At 68.4% G+C, this 13956-nt stretch carries 13 protein-coding genes and 1 tRNA gene; 3 read left to right on the top strand and 11 right to left on the bottom strand.

What is annotated here, in order from left to right; all coding sequences use genetic code 11:
• Window positions 1–154: 154 nt before the first annotated feature.
• The 8 genes from CSC71_RS00530 to murJ form a co-directional block, all read right to left on the bottom strand.
• Window positions 155–421, bottom strand: a complete 267-nt coding sequence (locus tag CSC71_RS00530; protein WP_162372385.1) for a DksA/TraR family C4-type zinc finger protein — start codon at window positions 419–421, stop codon at window positions 155–157.
• 10 nt (window positions 422–431) lie between these two features.
• Entirely contained in the window at window positions 432–770 is a 339-nt protein-coding gene (locus CSC71_RS00525; protein WP_162372384.1) for a zinc ribbon domain-containing protein YjdM, read from the bottom strand.
• A 61-nt stretch (window positions 771–831) separates the two neighbouring features.
• Window positions 832–907 (bottom strand) — tRNA-Thr (locus CSC71_RS00520).
• An 87-nt stretch (window positions 908–994) separates the two neighbouring features.
• A complete protein-coding gene (ispH, locus tag CSC71_RS00515; protein ID WP_162372480.1) occupies window positions 995–1945 on the bottom strand; it encodes a 4-hydroxy-3-methylbut-2-enyl diphosphate reductase in 951 nt (316 codons plus the stop codon).
• Window positions 1946–2002: 57 nt separating this feature from the next.
• Window positions 2003–2506 carry a signal peptidase II gene (gene lspA / locus CSC71_RS00510; RefSeq protein ID WP_162372383.1) on the bottom strand — a complete coding sequence of 168 codons (504 nt, stop codon included), beginning with the start codon at window positions 2504–2506 and terminating at the stop codon, window positions 2003–2005.
• Window positions 2506–5337, bottom strand: coding sequence for an isoleucine--tRNA ligase (gene ileS, locus CSC71_RS00505; protein ID WP_162372479.1), 2832 nt, complete (start codon window positions 5335–5337; stop codon window positions 2506–2508). Before ileS ends, lspA begins: the two co-directional genes overlap by 1 nt.
• Before the next feature lie 14 nt (window positions 5338–5351).
• Complete coding sequence (locus tag CSC71_RS00500; protein WP_162372382.1) at window positions 5352–6332, bottom strand: bifunctional riboflavin kinase/FAD synthetase; 981 nt, start codon at window positions 6330–6332, stop codon at window positions 5352–5354.
• Window positions 6333–6366: 34 nt separating this feature from the next.
• Window positions 6367–7983, bottom strand: coding sequence for a murein biosynthesis integral membrane protein MurJ (murJ, locus tag CSC71_RS00495; RefSeq protein ID WP_162372381.1), 1617 nt, complete (start codon window positions 7981–7983; stop codon window positions 6367–6369).
• 142 nt (window positions 7984–8125) lie between these two features.
• Here murJ and rpsT point away from each other — a divergent pair, with 142 nt between their 5' ends.
• Window positions 8126–8398 (top strand): 30S ribosomal protein S20, encoded by a 273-nt coding sequence (gene rpsT / locus CSC71_RS00490; RefSeq protein ID WP_162372380.1) that lies wholly within the window; start codon window positions 8126–8128, stop codon window positions 8396–8398.
• A 98-nt stretch (window positions 8399–8496) separates the two neighbouring features.
• Here the strand turns inward: rpsT and obgE are convergent, their stop codons facing one another.
• The 3 genes from obgE to rplU form a co-directional block, all read right to left on the bottom strand.
• The gene (gene obgE / locus CSC71_RS00485; protein ID WP_162372379.1) at window positions 8497–9549 is read right to left on the bottom strand and encodes a GTPase ObgE; all 1053 of its coding nucleotides are present in this window, start codon (window positions 9547–9549) and stop codon (window positions 8497–8499) included.
• A gap of 121 nt (window positions 9550–9670) precedes the next feature.
• A complete protein-coding gene (gene rpmA, locus CSC71_RS00480; RefSeq protein ID WP_162372378.1) occupies window positions 9671–9931 on the bottom strand; it encodes a 50S ribosomal protein L27 in 261 nt (86 codons plus the stop codon).
• A 12-nt stretch (window positions 9932–9943) separates the two neighbouring features.
• Window positions 9944–10255: a 50S ribosomal protein L21 gene (gene rplU / locus CSC71_RS00475; protein WP_162372377.1), complete on the bottom strand. Its 312-nt coding sequence runs from the start codon at window positions 10253–10255 to the stop codon at window positions 9944–9946.
• Between the two features lie 324 nt (window positions 10256–10579).
• Here rplU and uvrA point away from each other — a divergent pair, with 324 nt between their 5' ends.
• Together uvrA and CSC71_RS00465 are read left to right on the top strand one after the other, a co-directional pair.
• The gene (uvrA, locus tag CSC71_RS00470) at window positions 10580–13516 is read left to right on the top strand and encodes an excinuclease ABC subunit UvrA (RefSeq protein ID WP_162372376.1); all 2937 of its coding nucleotides are present in this window, start codon (window positions 10580–10582) and stop codon (window positions 13514–13516) included.
• Entirely contained in the window at window positions 13513–13941 is a 429-nt protein-coding gene (locus CSC71_RS00465; protein ID WP_162372375.1) for an acyl-CoA thioesterase, read from the top strand. The genes uvrA and CSC71_RS00465 overlap by 4 nt, the downstream gene beginning before the upstream one ends.
• The last annotated feature ends 15 nt before the right edge of the window (window positions 13942–13956 follow it).

Here is a 13956-nt window from a genome sequence, read left to right as displayed (position 1 = left end):
CGGCCGCGGTCGCGAGAGCCGATACTCCGGACCGCAGCGGCTGCGGACGTGCGCGCATGATAGGCAGGCGCGCGTTGAATTTCGGTTAGCGCACGGCGTCGGTTTGATTACATGCGTTCATGATGCATGCATATGGCGCATCGCAACGCCGCGATCAACGCAACTGGCTGTCCTTGCTGCCGCGGCGGTTGTAACCGCTGAAGGCTTGTTGTTCTTCGTCGTGCGCCTGCTGGCAGGCGATGCACAGGCGCACGCCCGGCACCGCCTTGCGCCGCGCCTCGGGGATCGGCGCATCGCATTCCTCGCAGCGTTCCAGGCTCTCGCCCCTGGGCAACTGGCTGCGCGCGCGCTGGATCGCGTCCTTCACGGTCGCGTCGATCTGTTCCTGCACCGCACCATCGCCGGCCCAACCCGTCGCCACGGCATGCTCCCTACTGCTTGCGCAGGAATTCGGTCTTGATGTAGGTCTTGCTCTTGCGGTCGTAGATGTGGCCGTCGACGTCGCCGAGGCGGATGTCGCGGAACACCGTGCCCTGCTTGATCGGGCCGGAGCCGCCCTTCACCGGCAAGTCCTTGATGACCACCACGGTGTCGCCGTCGGCCAGCACGTTGCCGTTGCTGTCGCGGACCACGACGACGTCTTCGTCGGCCGCGCCAGCCGTGGCCTCGCCTTCGATCCACTCATGGCCGCAGTCCGGGCAGACCAGCAGGGTGCCGTCGTGGTAGGTGTTTTCCATGCCGCATTGCGGGCAGGCGGGGAAATCGGACATGGCAAGGGCACCGGACGCACCCCGAGGGCGCGAATCCGACCTCGCCCGGGGGCTGGGAAGATGGTGCCGGAAATAGGATTCGAACCTACGACCTACGCATTACGAATGCGCCGCTCTACCAACTGAGCTATTCCGGCATCTGTTGTTCTGGAGAACCGGCCGTCGGCGGCCGGGTTGGCGCGGATCGCGCGAACCGACAATTTTAGGCACCGGGGATAGCCCGGTCAATTCACCAGCTGCAGGCGCAATTCCTTGGGCAGGGCGAACACCATGTTCTCGGGTTCCCCCTGCAGCTCGCCGACGGCACCGGCGCCCAGTTCGCGCAGGCGGGCGATGACGCCCTCGACCAGCACGTCGGGAGCCGAGGCGCCCGCGGTCACGCCGACCCGGCGCTTGCCGGCGACCCAGGCCGGGTCGATCTCGTGCGCGCCGTCGATCAGGTAGGACTCGACCCCGTCGCGCTGCGCCAGCTCGCGCAGGCGGTTGGAATTGGAACTGTTCGGCGAACCGACCACCAGCACCAGGTCGCACTGCTTCGCCAGGTCGCGCACCGCGTCCTGGCGGTTCTGCGTGGCGTAGCAGATGTCGTCGTTCTTCGGGCCCTGGATCGCCGGGTATTTCGCGCGCAGCGCCTCGATGATGCCGATGGTGTCGTCGACCGACAACGTGGTCTGGGTGGTATAGGCCAGGTTGCCGGGTTGCGAGACCTCGAGCGCGGCGACGTCGTCGATGTCCTCGACGAGATGGATGCTGCCCGTCCCGGCCTCGCGGCTCCACTGCCCCATCGTGCCTTCGACCTCGGGATGGCCGGCGTGGCCGATCAGCACCACGTCGCGGCCGGCGCGGCAATGGCGCGAGACTTCCAGGTGGACCTTGGTCACCAGCGGGCAGGTCGCGTCGAACACCTTCAGTCCGCGGCGCCCGGCCTCGGCGCGCACCGCCTGCGACACGCCGTGGGCGCTGAAGATCACCGTGGCGCCGTCCGGCACTTCGTCCAGTTCCTCGACGAACACCGCGCCGCGCCGCTTCAGGTCGTCGACGACGAAACGGTTGTGCACGACCTCGTGGCGCACGTAGATCGGCGCGCCGAGGGTTTCTATGGCGCGCTTGACGATTTCGATGGCGCGATCGACGCCGGCGCAGAAGCCGCGGGGATTGGCGAGCAGGACGTCCATATTAGGCAGCGCAGCCATGGCTGGCCGGGTTGTTCGGCGGGGAAGTCGGCAGGCCCATTATCCCCCCTTCCGCTTCGACTTGCCGTCGAGCAGGCTGAACAGGGCGATGCCGATCGCCCCCCCGACGATGGCCGAATCGGCGACGTTGAACGCCGGCCAGTAGTGCTCGCCGACGTACCACTGGATGAAATCGATCACGTGGCCGTGCTGGACGCGATCGATCACGTTGCCCAGCGCGCCGCCGATCACCAGCGCGTACGGCAACGCGGTGCGCCAGTCGCCGCGCCGCGTGCGCGACAGCCAGAAGCCCAGCAGGCCGCTGACCGCGACCGCGAGCGCGCTGAAGAACCAGATCTGCCAGCCACCGGCGTTGCTCAGGAAACTGAACGCCGCGCCGGTGTTGTAGGTGCGGTACCAGTTCCAGAAGCCATCGATCACCGGCACCGGGACGTGCTCCGGCAGCGACGCCAGCACCCACTGCTTGCTCCATTGGTCGAGCACGACGACGGCGACCGAAACGAGCAGCCAGGCCAGCGCGTTGGGTTTCACGGCCTTCGGCATCAGAACCACTTCCGGTCTTCGCCCGGCCCTTCGACGTTCGTCACGCAGCGGCCGCACAATTCCGGATGGTCGGCATAGGCGCCGACGTCGGCGCGATGGTGCCAGCAACGCACGCACTTCGGCTTGGCGGTCGGTTGCGCGAGCACGAACACCTCGTCGGCCCCGACCGGGGTCACGGTCACGTCGCCGCTGATGAACAGGAAGCGCAACTCGTCCTCGATCGGCTTCCATTTCGCCGCGGTCGCGGCGCCGGCCGAGACCGCAATCTCGGCGTCCAGCGCCGCGCCGATCACGCCGTTGGCGCGCATCGGCTCCAGCACCTTGGCAACCTGCTCGCGCAACGCGAGCAGCCTGTCGAAGTCCGCGGCCGAGAGCGGCACGCCTTCCGGCAGCGGCGCCAGGCCGTCGTACCAGGTGGCGAACAGCACGTTGCCGCCGCGCTCGCCCGGCAAATAGCCCCACATCTCGTCCGCGGTGAAGCTGAGCACCGGTGCGATCCAGCGCACGAAGGCCTCGGCGATGCGGTACATCGCGCTCTGTGCGCTGCGGCGGCCGCGCGAGTCCTCGCGCATCGTGTACAGGCGATCCTTGGTCACGTCCAGGTACAGCGAACCGAGGTCGACGCTGCAGAAGTTCAGCAGCAGCTGGACGATGCTGGCGAAGTCGTAGCGCTCGTAGGCCGCCTTGATCTTCTCCTGGATTTCCCATGCGCGATGCACGATCCAGCGATCCAGCGCGACCATGTCGTCGAGCGGGCGCAGGTCGCGCGCCGGGTCGAAGCCGTGCAGGTTGCCGAGCAGGAAGCGCGCGGTGTTGCGGATGCGCCGGTAGGCGTCGGCGTTGCGCTTCAGGATTTCCCGCGACAGCGCCATCTCGTTGCTGTAGTCGGCCGAGGCGATCCACAGGCGCAGGATGTCCGCGCCCAGCGTCTTCATGATTTCCTGCGGCTCGATGCCGTTGCCGAGCGACTTCGACATCTTGCGGCCGTGTTCGTCGACGGTGAAGCCGTGGGTCAGGCACTGCCTGTACGGCGCGTGGCTGTCGATGGCGACGCCGGTCAGCAGCGACGACTGGAACCAGCCGCGGTGCTGGTCGGAACCTTCCAGGTACAGGTCGGCCGGCTTGCCGAAGCCGCGCTCCAGCAGCACGCCTTCGTGGGTCACGCCGGAATCGAACCAGACATCGAGGATGTCGGTGACCTTGTCGTAGTCCTTCGCCTCGTCGCCGAGCAGTTCGGCCGGATCCAGCGCGTACCACGCGTCGATGCCGCCCCGCTCGACGATGTCGGCGACCTTGCCGAGCAGCTCGACGCTGCGCGGATGCGGGTCGTGAGTCCGCTTGTCGACGAACAGCGTGATCGGCACGCCCCAGGTGCGCTGGCGGCTGATGCACCAGTCGGGGCGGCCTTCGACCATGCCGGCGATGCGCGCCTCGCCCCAGGCCGGGAACCAGCCGACCTGCTTGATCGCGGCGAGCGCGTTGCGGCGCAGGTGCGCCTGCTCCATCGAGATGAACCACTGCGGCGTGGCGCGGAACGCCACCGGCGTCTTGTGCCGCCAGCAATGCGGGTAGCTGTGCTCGAGCTTGAAGAACGCAAGCAGCGTGCCGTTGCCGCGCAGCGCTTCGACGATCAGGTCGTTCGCCTTCCAGATGTGCTGGCCGGCGAGCCCGAGCGCGCCGAACGGCGGCGTGGACGGCAGGTACACGCCGCGGCCGTCGACCGGATTGATCTGCGCGGCGGCGTACCTGTCGATCACGCCATATGCCTGGCCGACCGCATAGTCCTCCTGGCCGTGGCCGGGCGCGGTGTGCACGGCGCCGGTGCCGTCTTCGGCGCTGACGTGCTCGCCGAGCAGGATCGGGATCTCGCGGTCCGCATAGAAGGGATGCGCCAGCACGATGCCTTCCAGCGCCGCGCCCTTCGCGCGCGCATGCACCACCGTGTCGGCGACGCCGTAGCGGCGCAGCGCGCGCTCGGCCAGCGCTTCGGCGAGGACGAGCCAGCGGCGCCCGCCGTCGCGCGCCGGGCCCTCGACCAGCACGTATTCGAGCTCGCCGCCGAGCGAAACGGCGAGCGAGGCCGGCAGCGTCCACGGCGTGGTGGTCCAGATCGGCACGGCGATTTCGACGCCGTCCGGCACGTCGGCGCCGAACGCCGCGGCGAGCGACCTCGCGTCGCGCGCGGCGTAGGCCACGTCGACCGCCGGCGAGGTCTTGTCCTGGTATTCGATCTCGGCCTCGGCCAGGGCCGAGCCGCAGTCGAAGCACCAGTGCACCGGCTTGGCGCCGCGCACCAGGTGGCCGTTGCCGACGATCTTGGCCAGCGCGCGGATCTCGTCGGCCTCGAACCGGAAGTTCAGGGTCTTGTACGGGTTGTCCCAGTCGCCGATCACGCCCAGTCGCTTGAAGTCCTTGCGCTGGATCTCGATCTGCTCCTCGGCGTACTCGCGGCACTTCTGCCGGAACTGCGCCGCATCGAGCTTCACCCCGACCTTGCCGTGCTTCTTCTCGACCGCGATCTCGATCGGCAGGCCGTGGCAGTCCCAGCCCGGCACGTACGGCGCGTCGAAGCCGGCCAGGTAGCGCGACTTGACGATGATGTCCTTGAGGATCTTGTTGACCGCATGGCCCAGGTGGATCGCGCCGTTCGCGTACGGCGGGCCGTCGTGCAGCACAAACAGCGGGCGGCCCTTCGCGTTCTCGCGCAACTTCGCGTACAGGTTCTCCGATTCCCAGCGCGCCAGGGTGTCCGGCTCGCGCTTCGGCAAGTCGCCGCGCATCGGGAAGTCCGTCGCCGGCAGGTGCAGGGTGGCTTTGTAGTCTCGCGTCACGCGGTGGCTCGCAGTCATGCTTCCGTGGGAAACCCGCACATCGACGCGCGGGCTTCTTGATCAGGGACGATCACGTGCAGGATGCGGCGCGCATCGGCCGCATCGCGTTGCATCTGCCCGGTCAGGCTTTGCAGATCGGGGAATTTCAGTTCGTCGCGCAGCTTGGCGACGAATTCGACCTCGATGTGGCGGCCGTACAGGTCGCCGTCGAAGTCGAACAGGTGCGCTTCCAGCAACGGCTCGACCCCGTTCACGGTCGGGCGCGTGCCGAAGCTGGACACCGACGGCCACGGCCGCTCGGCCACGCCGTGCACCCAGGTCGCGTAGATGCCGGACAGCGCCGGGGTCTTCGGGAAACGCAGGTTGGCGGTCGGGAAACCGAGCGTGCGGCCGAGCTGTCGGCCGCGCACCACGCGCCCGCCGATCGCGTAGGGCCGGCCCAGCATGTGCGCGGCCTCGGTGAAGCCGCCGCCGCGCAACGCCTCGCGGATGCGCGTGCTCGACACGCGTTCGCCGCCGCGCTGCACCGGCTCGATTTCGCCGGCGCCGAAGCCCAGTTCCCCGCCCATCGCCTGCAGCAGCGACAGGTCGCCGCCGCGCCGGTTGCCGAAGCGGAATTCCGGGCCGATCCAGACCTCGCGCGCGCGCAGGCGTTCGACCAGCAGCTTGCGCACGAAATCCTCGGCCTTCATCGCCGACAGCTTGCCGTCGAAGCGCAGCAGGCCGACGCCATCGGCGCCGAGTTCGCGCAGGCCCAGGTACTTGGCCCGCGCCAGGGTCAGCCGCGGCGGCGGCATTTCCTTCGAGAAGAACTCGCGCGGCAGCGGCTCGAAGCTGAGCGCCACCGCCGGCACGCCCAGTTCGCGCGCACGCGCGACCGCGTGGCGCACCAGCGCGCGATGACCCAGGTGCAGGCCATCGAATGCGCCGATGCAGACCACGCTACCCTGCGGGAACAGCACCCCGCCTTCGACGTCTCGGAACAGCCTGCTCATAGGAATAACGAAGTATAGCCGCAGCGGCCCGGTCTCAATGCCGCAGCTCGCGCGGACGCAGGCCCTGCAGCCACAGCGTCGCCGCATAGGCAGTGCCGCCGCCACCGACCAGCAGCGCCAGCCGCCAGCCGCGCTGCCACCAGCCCCATGCCGACCAGTCCGGCCACAGGCCGCGCAGCGCCAGCAGCACCGCGACCATCGCCACGCTGGCCAGCGCGATCTGCCGCAGCCAGCGGCCCCAGCCCGGCTGGCGCCGGTAGACGCCGGCGCGGCGCAGGTACCAGGCCAGCTGCAGCGCGTTGGCCCAGCCCGCCAGTGCGATCGCCAGCGCCAGCAGCGCGTGCAGGCCGGGGAGATGCGCCAGCGCATCCAGCCAGTTGCCGCCCGCCTTCGCCAACGCCGCGTGGCCGGCATCGGTCCATGCCAGCGCGGCGGCGAACAGCAGCACCGTGCCCAGCGCATTGACCAATACCGAAACCACTGCCGATTTCACCGGCGTCCTGGTGTCCTGCCGCGAATAGAACGCCGGCGCCAGCACCTTGACCAGCAGGAAGGCCGGCACCGCGGTCGACTGCGCGATCAGGCTCCAGCTGCTCATCTTCGCGTCCATCGCGTCGAAGCGGTGGTACTGGAACAGCGTCGCCACCAGCGGCCTGGCGCACAGGATTAGGCCCAGGCAGGCCGGGATGCCGATCAGCAGGCACAGGCGGAAGCCCCAGTCCAGGCCCTTCGAGAACCCGTCCGGGTCGGTCGCCGCGTGGCGCCCGGACAGATGCGGCAGGATCACCGTGCCGATCGCCACGCCGAACATGCCCAGCGGGAATTCCAGCAGGCGGTCGCTGTAGTACAGCCAGGTCATGCTGCCGCCGACCAGGAACGACGCGGCCATGGTGTTGAACAGCAGGTTGAACTGCACCACCGACGAGCCGAACAGGGTCGGCACCATCAGCTTCATGATCTTGCGCACGCCGGCATGGGCGACGCCCCACTTCGGCCGCGGCAGCAGCCCCAGCTTCGCCAGCGACGGCAGCTGGCAGGCCAGCTGCAGGATGCCGGCGACGAACACGCCCCAGGCCAGCACCATGATCGAACTGTCGAAGAAGTACGCCGAGGCCAGCGCCGCGCCGATCATCGACAGGTTCAGCAGTACCGGGCTCAGCGCCGGGATCGCGAAGCGCTGGTAGCTGTTGAGGATGCTGCCGACCAGCGAGGCCAGCGAAATGAACAGCGCGTACGGGAAGGTGATGCGCAGCATCTCGACCAGCAGCCGGTGCTGCTCGCCGCCGACGGCGAAACCCGGGGCGATGACCTGGGTCAGCCAGGGCGCGAACAGGACGACCGCCGCGGTCACCGCCAGCAGCGCCGCCGCCAGCGTGCCGCCGACCCGGTCGATCAGCTCCCTGACCGCCTGCGGCCCGTGCTTTTCCTTGTATTCGGCCAGCACCGGCACGAAGGCCATCGAGAACGAGCCCTCGGCCGAGAGCCGGCGCATGAAGTTGGGGATGCGGAACGCGGCGACGAACACGTCCATCGCCGGGCTGCCGCCGAACACGATGGCATAGACCTGGTCGCGGGCCAGCCCGGACAGCCGCGACAGGAAGGTCATCGAGCTGAAAATCGCCGTGGAGCGCAGCAGGCGCGGGCCGCTCATCGGGCCGTCCACGGGTCGGAATCGGCCCAGTTGACGCAAGTCCTTGAATCCCCCATAATTTCCGGCTCGATTTTCCGTCTTCCGTTCAAATCCTGAATTCTCTCAGGCCCGCTCTAAAAAAGCACCCACCAGGAATCCCACCGTGGCCAATATCAAGTCCGCCAAGAAGCGCGCCAAGCAGACCGTCGTGCGCAATGCGCGCAACAACGCCCAGCGTTCGCAGCTTCGCACCGCCGTCAAGAAGGTCCTGAAGGCGCTCGACGCCAACGACGCCAAGGGCGCGCAGGAAGCCTTCGCCGTCGCCCAGCCGATCCTCGACCGTTTCAGCGCCCGTGGCCTGATCCACAAGAACAAGGCCGCCCGCCACAAGAGCCGCCTGACCGCGCGCATCAAGGCGCTGCAGACCGCCGCCTGAGCAGCGGCATCGGACGGAAGACACGAAAACCCGCCTCCCGGCGGGTTTTCTTTTTGCACGGATGCGGCTTGCGGCCGCGCGCTTTTGGCTCCGGAGGATCAGGCGCCCTGCGACGCCGCTTCCGCCTCTTCGCGCTGGCGGTCGAAGAACGCCATCACGTCCTTCATGATCCGCCAGGTGCCCTCGCGCGAAATCGCCGAGACCAGGTACCACGGCCCGGTCCAGCCGAGCTCGTCGATTACCGCCTTCGCGGCGGCCGCGGCCTCGTCCTCGAACATCAGGTCGGCCTTGTTCAGCACCAGCCAGCGCGGCTTGGCCAGCAGTTCCGGGTCGTGGCGCTCCAGCTCGCGCTCGATCGCCCGCACCTGCTCGGCCGGCGGCACGCCCTCCACCCCACCCTCCATCGGCGAGATGTCGACGAGGTGCAGCAGCAGGCGCGTGCGCTGCAGGTGGCGCAGGAACTGGGTGCCGAGGCCGGCGCCTTCGGCCGCGCCTTCGATCAGGCCCGGCACGTCGGCGATGACGAAGCTGCGGTGCGCCTCCACGCTGACCACGCCCAGGTTCGGGTACAGCGTGGTGAACGGATAGTCGGCGACCTTCGGCGTCGCCGCCGAGACCGCGCGGATGAAGGTGCTCTTGCCGGCGTTCGGGAAGCCGAGCAGGCCGACGTCGGCCAGCAGCTTCAGTTCCAGCTTCAGCGTGCGCTGCTCGCCCTCCTCGCCCGGCGTCGCCTTGCGCGGCGCGCGGGTGACCGAGCTCTTGAAGTGCATGTTGCCAAGGCCGCCCTTGCCGCCCTTGGCGACCAGCAGGCGCTCGCCGTGCCGGGTCAGGTCGCCGATGACCTCGTCGGTCTCGACGTTGTGCACGACGGTGCCGACCGGCACGACGATGGTCAGGTCCTCGCCGGCCTTGCCGTACATCTGCCGGCCCATGCCGTTCTCGCCGCGCTGGGCGCGGAACGAGCGCTGGTGGCGGAAATCGACCAGGGTGTTGAGGTTCTCGTCGGCCTGCAGCCACACGCTGCCGCCGTTGCCGCCATCGCCGCCGTCCGGCCCGCCGAGCGGGATGAACTTCTCGCGGCGGAAACCGACGCAGCCGTTGCCGCCATTGCCGGCGATGACCTGGATTTCGGCTTCGTCTACGAGTTTCATGGGGAATCGGCGGAGGAATTGTCGGGAATCATAAACGGCCGCCGCGTTCGCCGCGGCGGCCTCCGAAACGAAAAACCCCGCCGAAGCGGGGCTTTCCGGTACGTCGCGGATGCCGGAAGGCTTACGCCTCGGCGACCACGCTGACGGTGCGGCGCTTCTTCGGGCCCTTGGTGGAGAATTCCACCTTGCCGTCGACCAGCGCGAACAGCGTGTGGTCGCGGCCCAGGCCGACGTTGGCGCCCGGGTGGAACTGGGTGCCGCGCTGGCGGACGATGATGTTGCCGGCGTCGATCGCCTGGCCGCCATAGACCTTCACGCCGAGCATCTTCGGATTGGAGTCGCGGCCGTTGCGCGAGGAGCCTACGCCCTTTTTGTGTGCCATGACTGTTTCTCCTTAACCCTTGATGCCGGTGATTTCGATTTCGGTGTAGTGCTGCCGGTGCCCCTGGTGCTTCATGTGGTGCTTGCGGCGGCGGAACTTGATGATGCGCACCTTGTCGGCGCGGCCGTGCGACTTGACCGTCGCGGTGACGGTGGCGCCCTTCAGCGCGTCGCCGACCGTGATGCCGTTGCCGTCGCCCAGCAACAGGATGTCGTCGAAAGTGACCTCGCTGCCGGCTTCGGCTTCGAGCTTCTCGACGCGGATGGTTTCGCCGGGGGCAACGCGATACTGCTTGCCGCCCGTCACCAGGACTGCGTAGTTCATTGGTATTTCCTCGGATGTGCTTCTGTAGTTATTTTCGTCCTTGCCGATCCAACCGGCCGGCAAGACGCGAAATTGTACGGGATTCAATCGCTTAGGGTCAAGCCGCGGGCCCGGCGGGGGATCCCCGTCGGGCCGTCCGGGCCGGATCCGTGGCGACCCTGCCTGCCCGCGCACCCGGCCCGGCGGCCCGTCCATCCGGACTTCCATTGGAAACAATGACTTGGCGCATCCTTCCGGTGCCGGCACACAGCTTTGCGTGAACCGGGTTTGCCGCTGAAACGCCGGCCGGCTAGGCTTGACTGTTCGCTCACCGGACCCCACCCGATGGCCATGGATTTCATCCGCATCCGCGGCGCGCGGACGCACAACCTCAAGAACCTCGACCTCGACCTGCCCCGCGACAAGCTGATCGTCATCACCGGCCTGTCCGGGTCGGGCAAGTCGTCGCTGGCGTTCGACACGATCTACGCCGAAGGCCAGCGCCGCTACGTCGAATCGCTGTCGGCGTACGCGCGGCAGTTCCTCAGCGTGATGGAGAAGCCCGACGTCGACCACATCGAGGGCCTGTCGCCGGCGATCTCGATCGAGCAGAAGTCGACCTCGCACAACCCGCGCTCGACCGTGGGCACCATCACCGAGATCTACGACTACCTGCGCCTGCTGTACGCGCGGGTCGGCCTGCCGCGCTGCCCGGACCACGGCTACCCGCTGGAAGCGCAGACGGTCAGCCAGATGGTCGACCAGGCGCTGGCGCTGGAAAACGACCCGGAAACCGCCGAGCAGCGCTGGATGCTGCTGGCGCCGGTGATCCGCGACCGCAAGGGCGAGCATGCGCAGGTGTTCGAGCAACTGCGCGCGCAGGGCTTCGTGCGCGTGCGCGTCGACGGCACCGTGTACGAGATCGACGCGCTGCCGTCGCTGGCGCTGCGCCAGAAGCACACCATCGAGGCGGTGATCGACCGCTTCCGCCCGCGCGCCGACCTCAAGCAGCGCCTGAGCGAAAGTTTCGAGACCGCGCTCAAGCTCGGCGACGGCATGGCCAGCGTGATGTCGCTGGACAAGGCGGAACAGGCGCCGTTGCTGTTCTCGTCGAAGTACTCCTGCCCGGTCTGCGACTACTCGCTGCCGGAACTGGAGCCGCGCCTGTTCTCGTTCAACGCGCCGATGGGTGCCTGCCCGACCTGCGACGGCCTCGGCGTGGCCGAATTCTTCGATCCGGCGAAGGTCGTGGTGCACCCGGAGCTGTCGCTGGCCGCCGGCGCGGTGCGCGGCTGGGACCGCCGCAACGCCTACTACTTCCAGCTGATCGCCTCGCTGGCGCGGCACTACAAGTTCGACGTCGACGCGCCCTGGCAGTCGCTGCCGGACAACGTGCGCGACGCGGTGCTGTACGGCAGCGGCGAGGAAGTCATCACCTTCACCTACCTCACCGATTCCGGCGGCCGCACCCAGCGCAAGCACCGCTTCGAGGGCATCCTGCCGAACCTGGAACGCCGCTACCGCGAAACCGAATCGCCGGCGGTGCGCGAGGAACTGGCCAAATACGTCAGCGAGCGTCCCTGCCCCGAATGCAAGGGCGCGCGCCTGAACAAGGCCGCGCGCAACGTCTTCGTCGCCGACAGGCCGCTGCCCGACCTCGTGGTGCTGCCGATCGACGAGGCGCTGAAGTTCTTCCGCGAGCTGTCGCTGCCCGGCTGGCGCGGCGAGATCGCGGCGAAGATCGTCAAGGAGATCGGCGAACGCCTCGGCTTCCTCGTCGACGTCGGCCTCGACTACCTCACGCTCGAACGCAAGGCCGACACCCTCTCCGGCGGCGAGGCGCAGCGCATCCGCCTGGCCTCGCAGATCGGCGCCGGCCTGGTCGGCGTGATGTACGTGCTGGACGAACCGAGCATCGGCCTGCACCAGCGCGACAACGAGCGCCTGCTCGGCACGCTGACCCGGCTGCGCGACCTCGGCAACACGGTGATCGTGGTCGAGCACGACGAGGACGCGATCCGCGCCGCCGACCACATCCTCGACATCGGCCCCGGCGCCGGCGTGCACGGCGGCGAGATCGTCGGCGAAGGCGCGCTGCGCGACATCCTCGCCGCACCGCGCTCGCTGACCGGCCAGTACCTGTCGGGGAAGCGGAAGATCGAGGTGCCGAAGACCCGGCACAAGGCCAACCCGAAGATGACGCTGCACCTGCGCGGCGCATCGGGCAACAACCTGAAGGACGTCGACCTCGACATCGCCACCGGGCTGTTCACCTGCATCACCGGCGTATCCGGCTCGGGCAAGTCGACGCTGATCAACGACACCCTGTATGCGCTGGCCGCGAACGAGATCAACGGCTCGTCGCATTCGGTCGCGCCGTACCGGGAAATCGTCGGCCTCGACCTGTTCGACAAGGTCGTCGACATCGACCAGTCGCCGATCGGGCGCACGCCGCGCTCCAACCCGGCGACCTATACCGGCCTGTTCACGCCGCTGCGCGAGCTGTTCGCGCAGGTGCCGGAAGCGCGCGCGCGCGGCTACTCGCCGGGCCGCTTCAGCTTCAACGTACGCGGCGGCCGCTGCGAGGCCTGCCAGGGCGACGGCCTGATCAAGGTCGAGATGCACTTCCTGCCCGACGTGTACGTGCCCTGCGACGTCTGCCACGGCAAGCGCTACAACCGCGAGACGCTGGAGATCCTGTACAAGGGCTACAACATCAACGACGTGCTGGAGATGACCGTCGAGGACGCGCTGAAGCTGTTCGAGCCGGTGCCGGCGCTGGCGCGCAAGCTGGAGACGCTGGTCGACGTGGGCCTGAGCTACGTCAAGCTGGGCCAGAGCGCGACCACGCTGTCCGGCGGCGAGGCGCAGCGCGTCAAGCTGTCGAAGGAACTGTCGCGCCGCGACACCGGGCGCACCCTGTACATCCTCGACGAACCGACCACCGGCCTGCACTTCCACGACATCGAGCACCTGCTCGGCGTGCTGCACAAGCTGCGCGACGACGGCAACACCATCGTGGTGATCGAGCACAACCTCGACGTGATCAAGACCGCCGACTGGGTGGTCGACCTCGGCCCCGAAGGCGGCCATCGCGGCGGCCAGGTCATCGCCACCGGCACGCCGGAAGACATCGCCGCCAATCCGGCGTCGCACACCGGGCGCTTCCTCGCCAAGCTGCTGCCCGGCACCGCCGCCAAGGCCAGCAAGCCGGCGGCCGTGGCCAGGCCGGCGGTACTGCCGCCGCGCAAGAACGCCAACAGGAAAAGCGCGACGAAATGAGCAGCGACAACGCCCCCTCCGCCGGTTCCCCCAAGCCGCTGTTCCGCATGCCGCTGCAGTTGCGCTGGAGCGACCTGGACGCGTTCAACCACGTCAACAACGCGCGCTACCTGACCTTCCTGGAAGAGGCGCGCATCCGCTGGTTCGATTCGATCGGCGAGGAATGGGTCACCGACGAATTCGCGCCGGTGGTGGTGTCGGTACAGCTGAACTACCGGCAGCCGATTCCGTATCCGGCGGACGTGGTGGTCGAGCTGGGGGTGGAACGCGTCGGCACCAGCAGCACGACCATCGCGCACCGGATCGTCAACGCCGACGGCCGGACGCTGTACAACGACGGCAACGTGGTCGCGGTGTGGATAGACCGCAAGACCGGTCGGCCGCGGCCGTTGCCGGATTCGATCCGCAGCGCGGTCGGCGCCTGATCCCGCTTGCCCATC

The organism is Pseudoxanthomonas sangjuensis, from assembly GCF_010211755.1.
In the GTDB taxonomy this organism is placed as follows: domain Bacteria; phylum Pseudomonadota; class Gammaproteobacteria; order Xanthomonadales; family Xanthomonadaceae; genus Pseudoxanthomonas_A; species Pseudoxanthomonas_A sangjuensis.
The sequence above is the reverse complement of the archived record's forward strand: the minus strand, read 5'-3'. Positions and strand labels throughout refer to the sequence as shown.

What these genes read in the sequence shown, in the direction of transcription:
- CSC71_RS00465 (WP_162372375.1), top strand. Translation starts at nt 13,513, where the DNA reads ATGAGCAGCGACAACGCCCCCTCCGCCGGTTCCCCCAAGCCGCTGTTC.
- lspA (WP_162372383.1), bottom strand. Translation starts at nt 2,506, where the DNA reads ATGCCGAAGGCCGTGAAACCCAACGCGCTGGCCTGGCTGCTCGTTTCG.
- CSC71_RS00525 (WP_162372384.1), bottom strand. Translation starts at nt 770, where the DNA reads ATGTCCGATTTCCCCGCCTGCCCGCAATGCGGCATGGAAAACACCTAC.
- obgE (WP_162372379.1), bottom strand. Translation starts at nt 9,549, where the DNA reads ATGAAACTCGTAGACGAAGCCGAAATCCAGGTCATCGCCGGCAATGGC.
- murJ (WP_162372381.1), bottom strand. Translation starts at nt 7,983, where the DNA reads ATGAGCGGCCCGCGCCTGCTGCGCTCCACGGCGATTTTCAGCTCGATG.
- CSC71_RS00500 (WP_162372382.1), bottom strand. Translation starts at nt 6,332, where the DNA reads ATGAGCAGGCTGTTCCGAGACGTCGAAGGCGGGGTGCTGTTCCCGCAG.
- rpmA (WP_162372378.1), bottom strand. Translation starts at nt 9,931, where the DNA reads ATGGCACACAAAAAGGGCGTAGGCTCCTCGCGCAACGGCCGCGACTCC.
- uvrA (WP_162372376.1), top strand. Translation starts at nt 10,580, where the DNA reads ATGGCCATGGATTTCATCCGCATCCGCGGCGCGCGGACGCACAACCTC.
- ispH (WP_162372480.1), bottom strand. Translation starts at nt 1,945, where the DNA reads ATGGACGTCCTGCTCGCCAATCCCCGCGGCTTCTGCGCCGGCGTCGAT.
- rplU (WP_162372377.1), bottom strand. Translation starts at nt 10,255, where the DNA reads ATGAACTACGCAGTCCTGGTGACGGGCGGCAAGCAGTATCGCGTTGCC.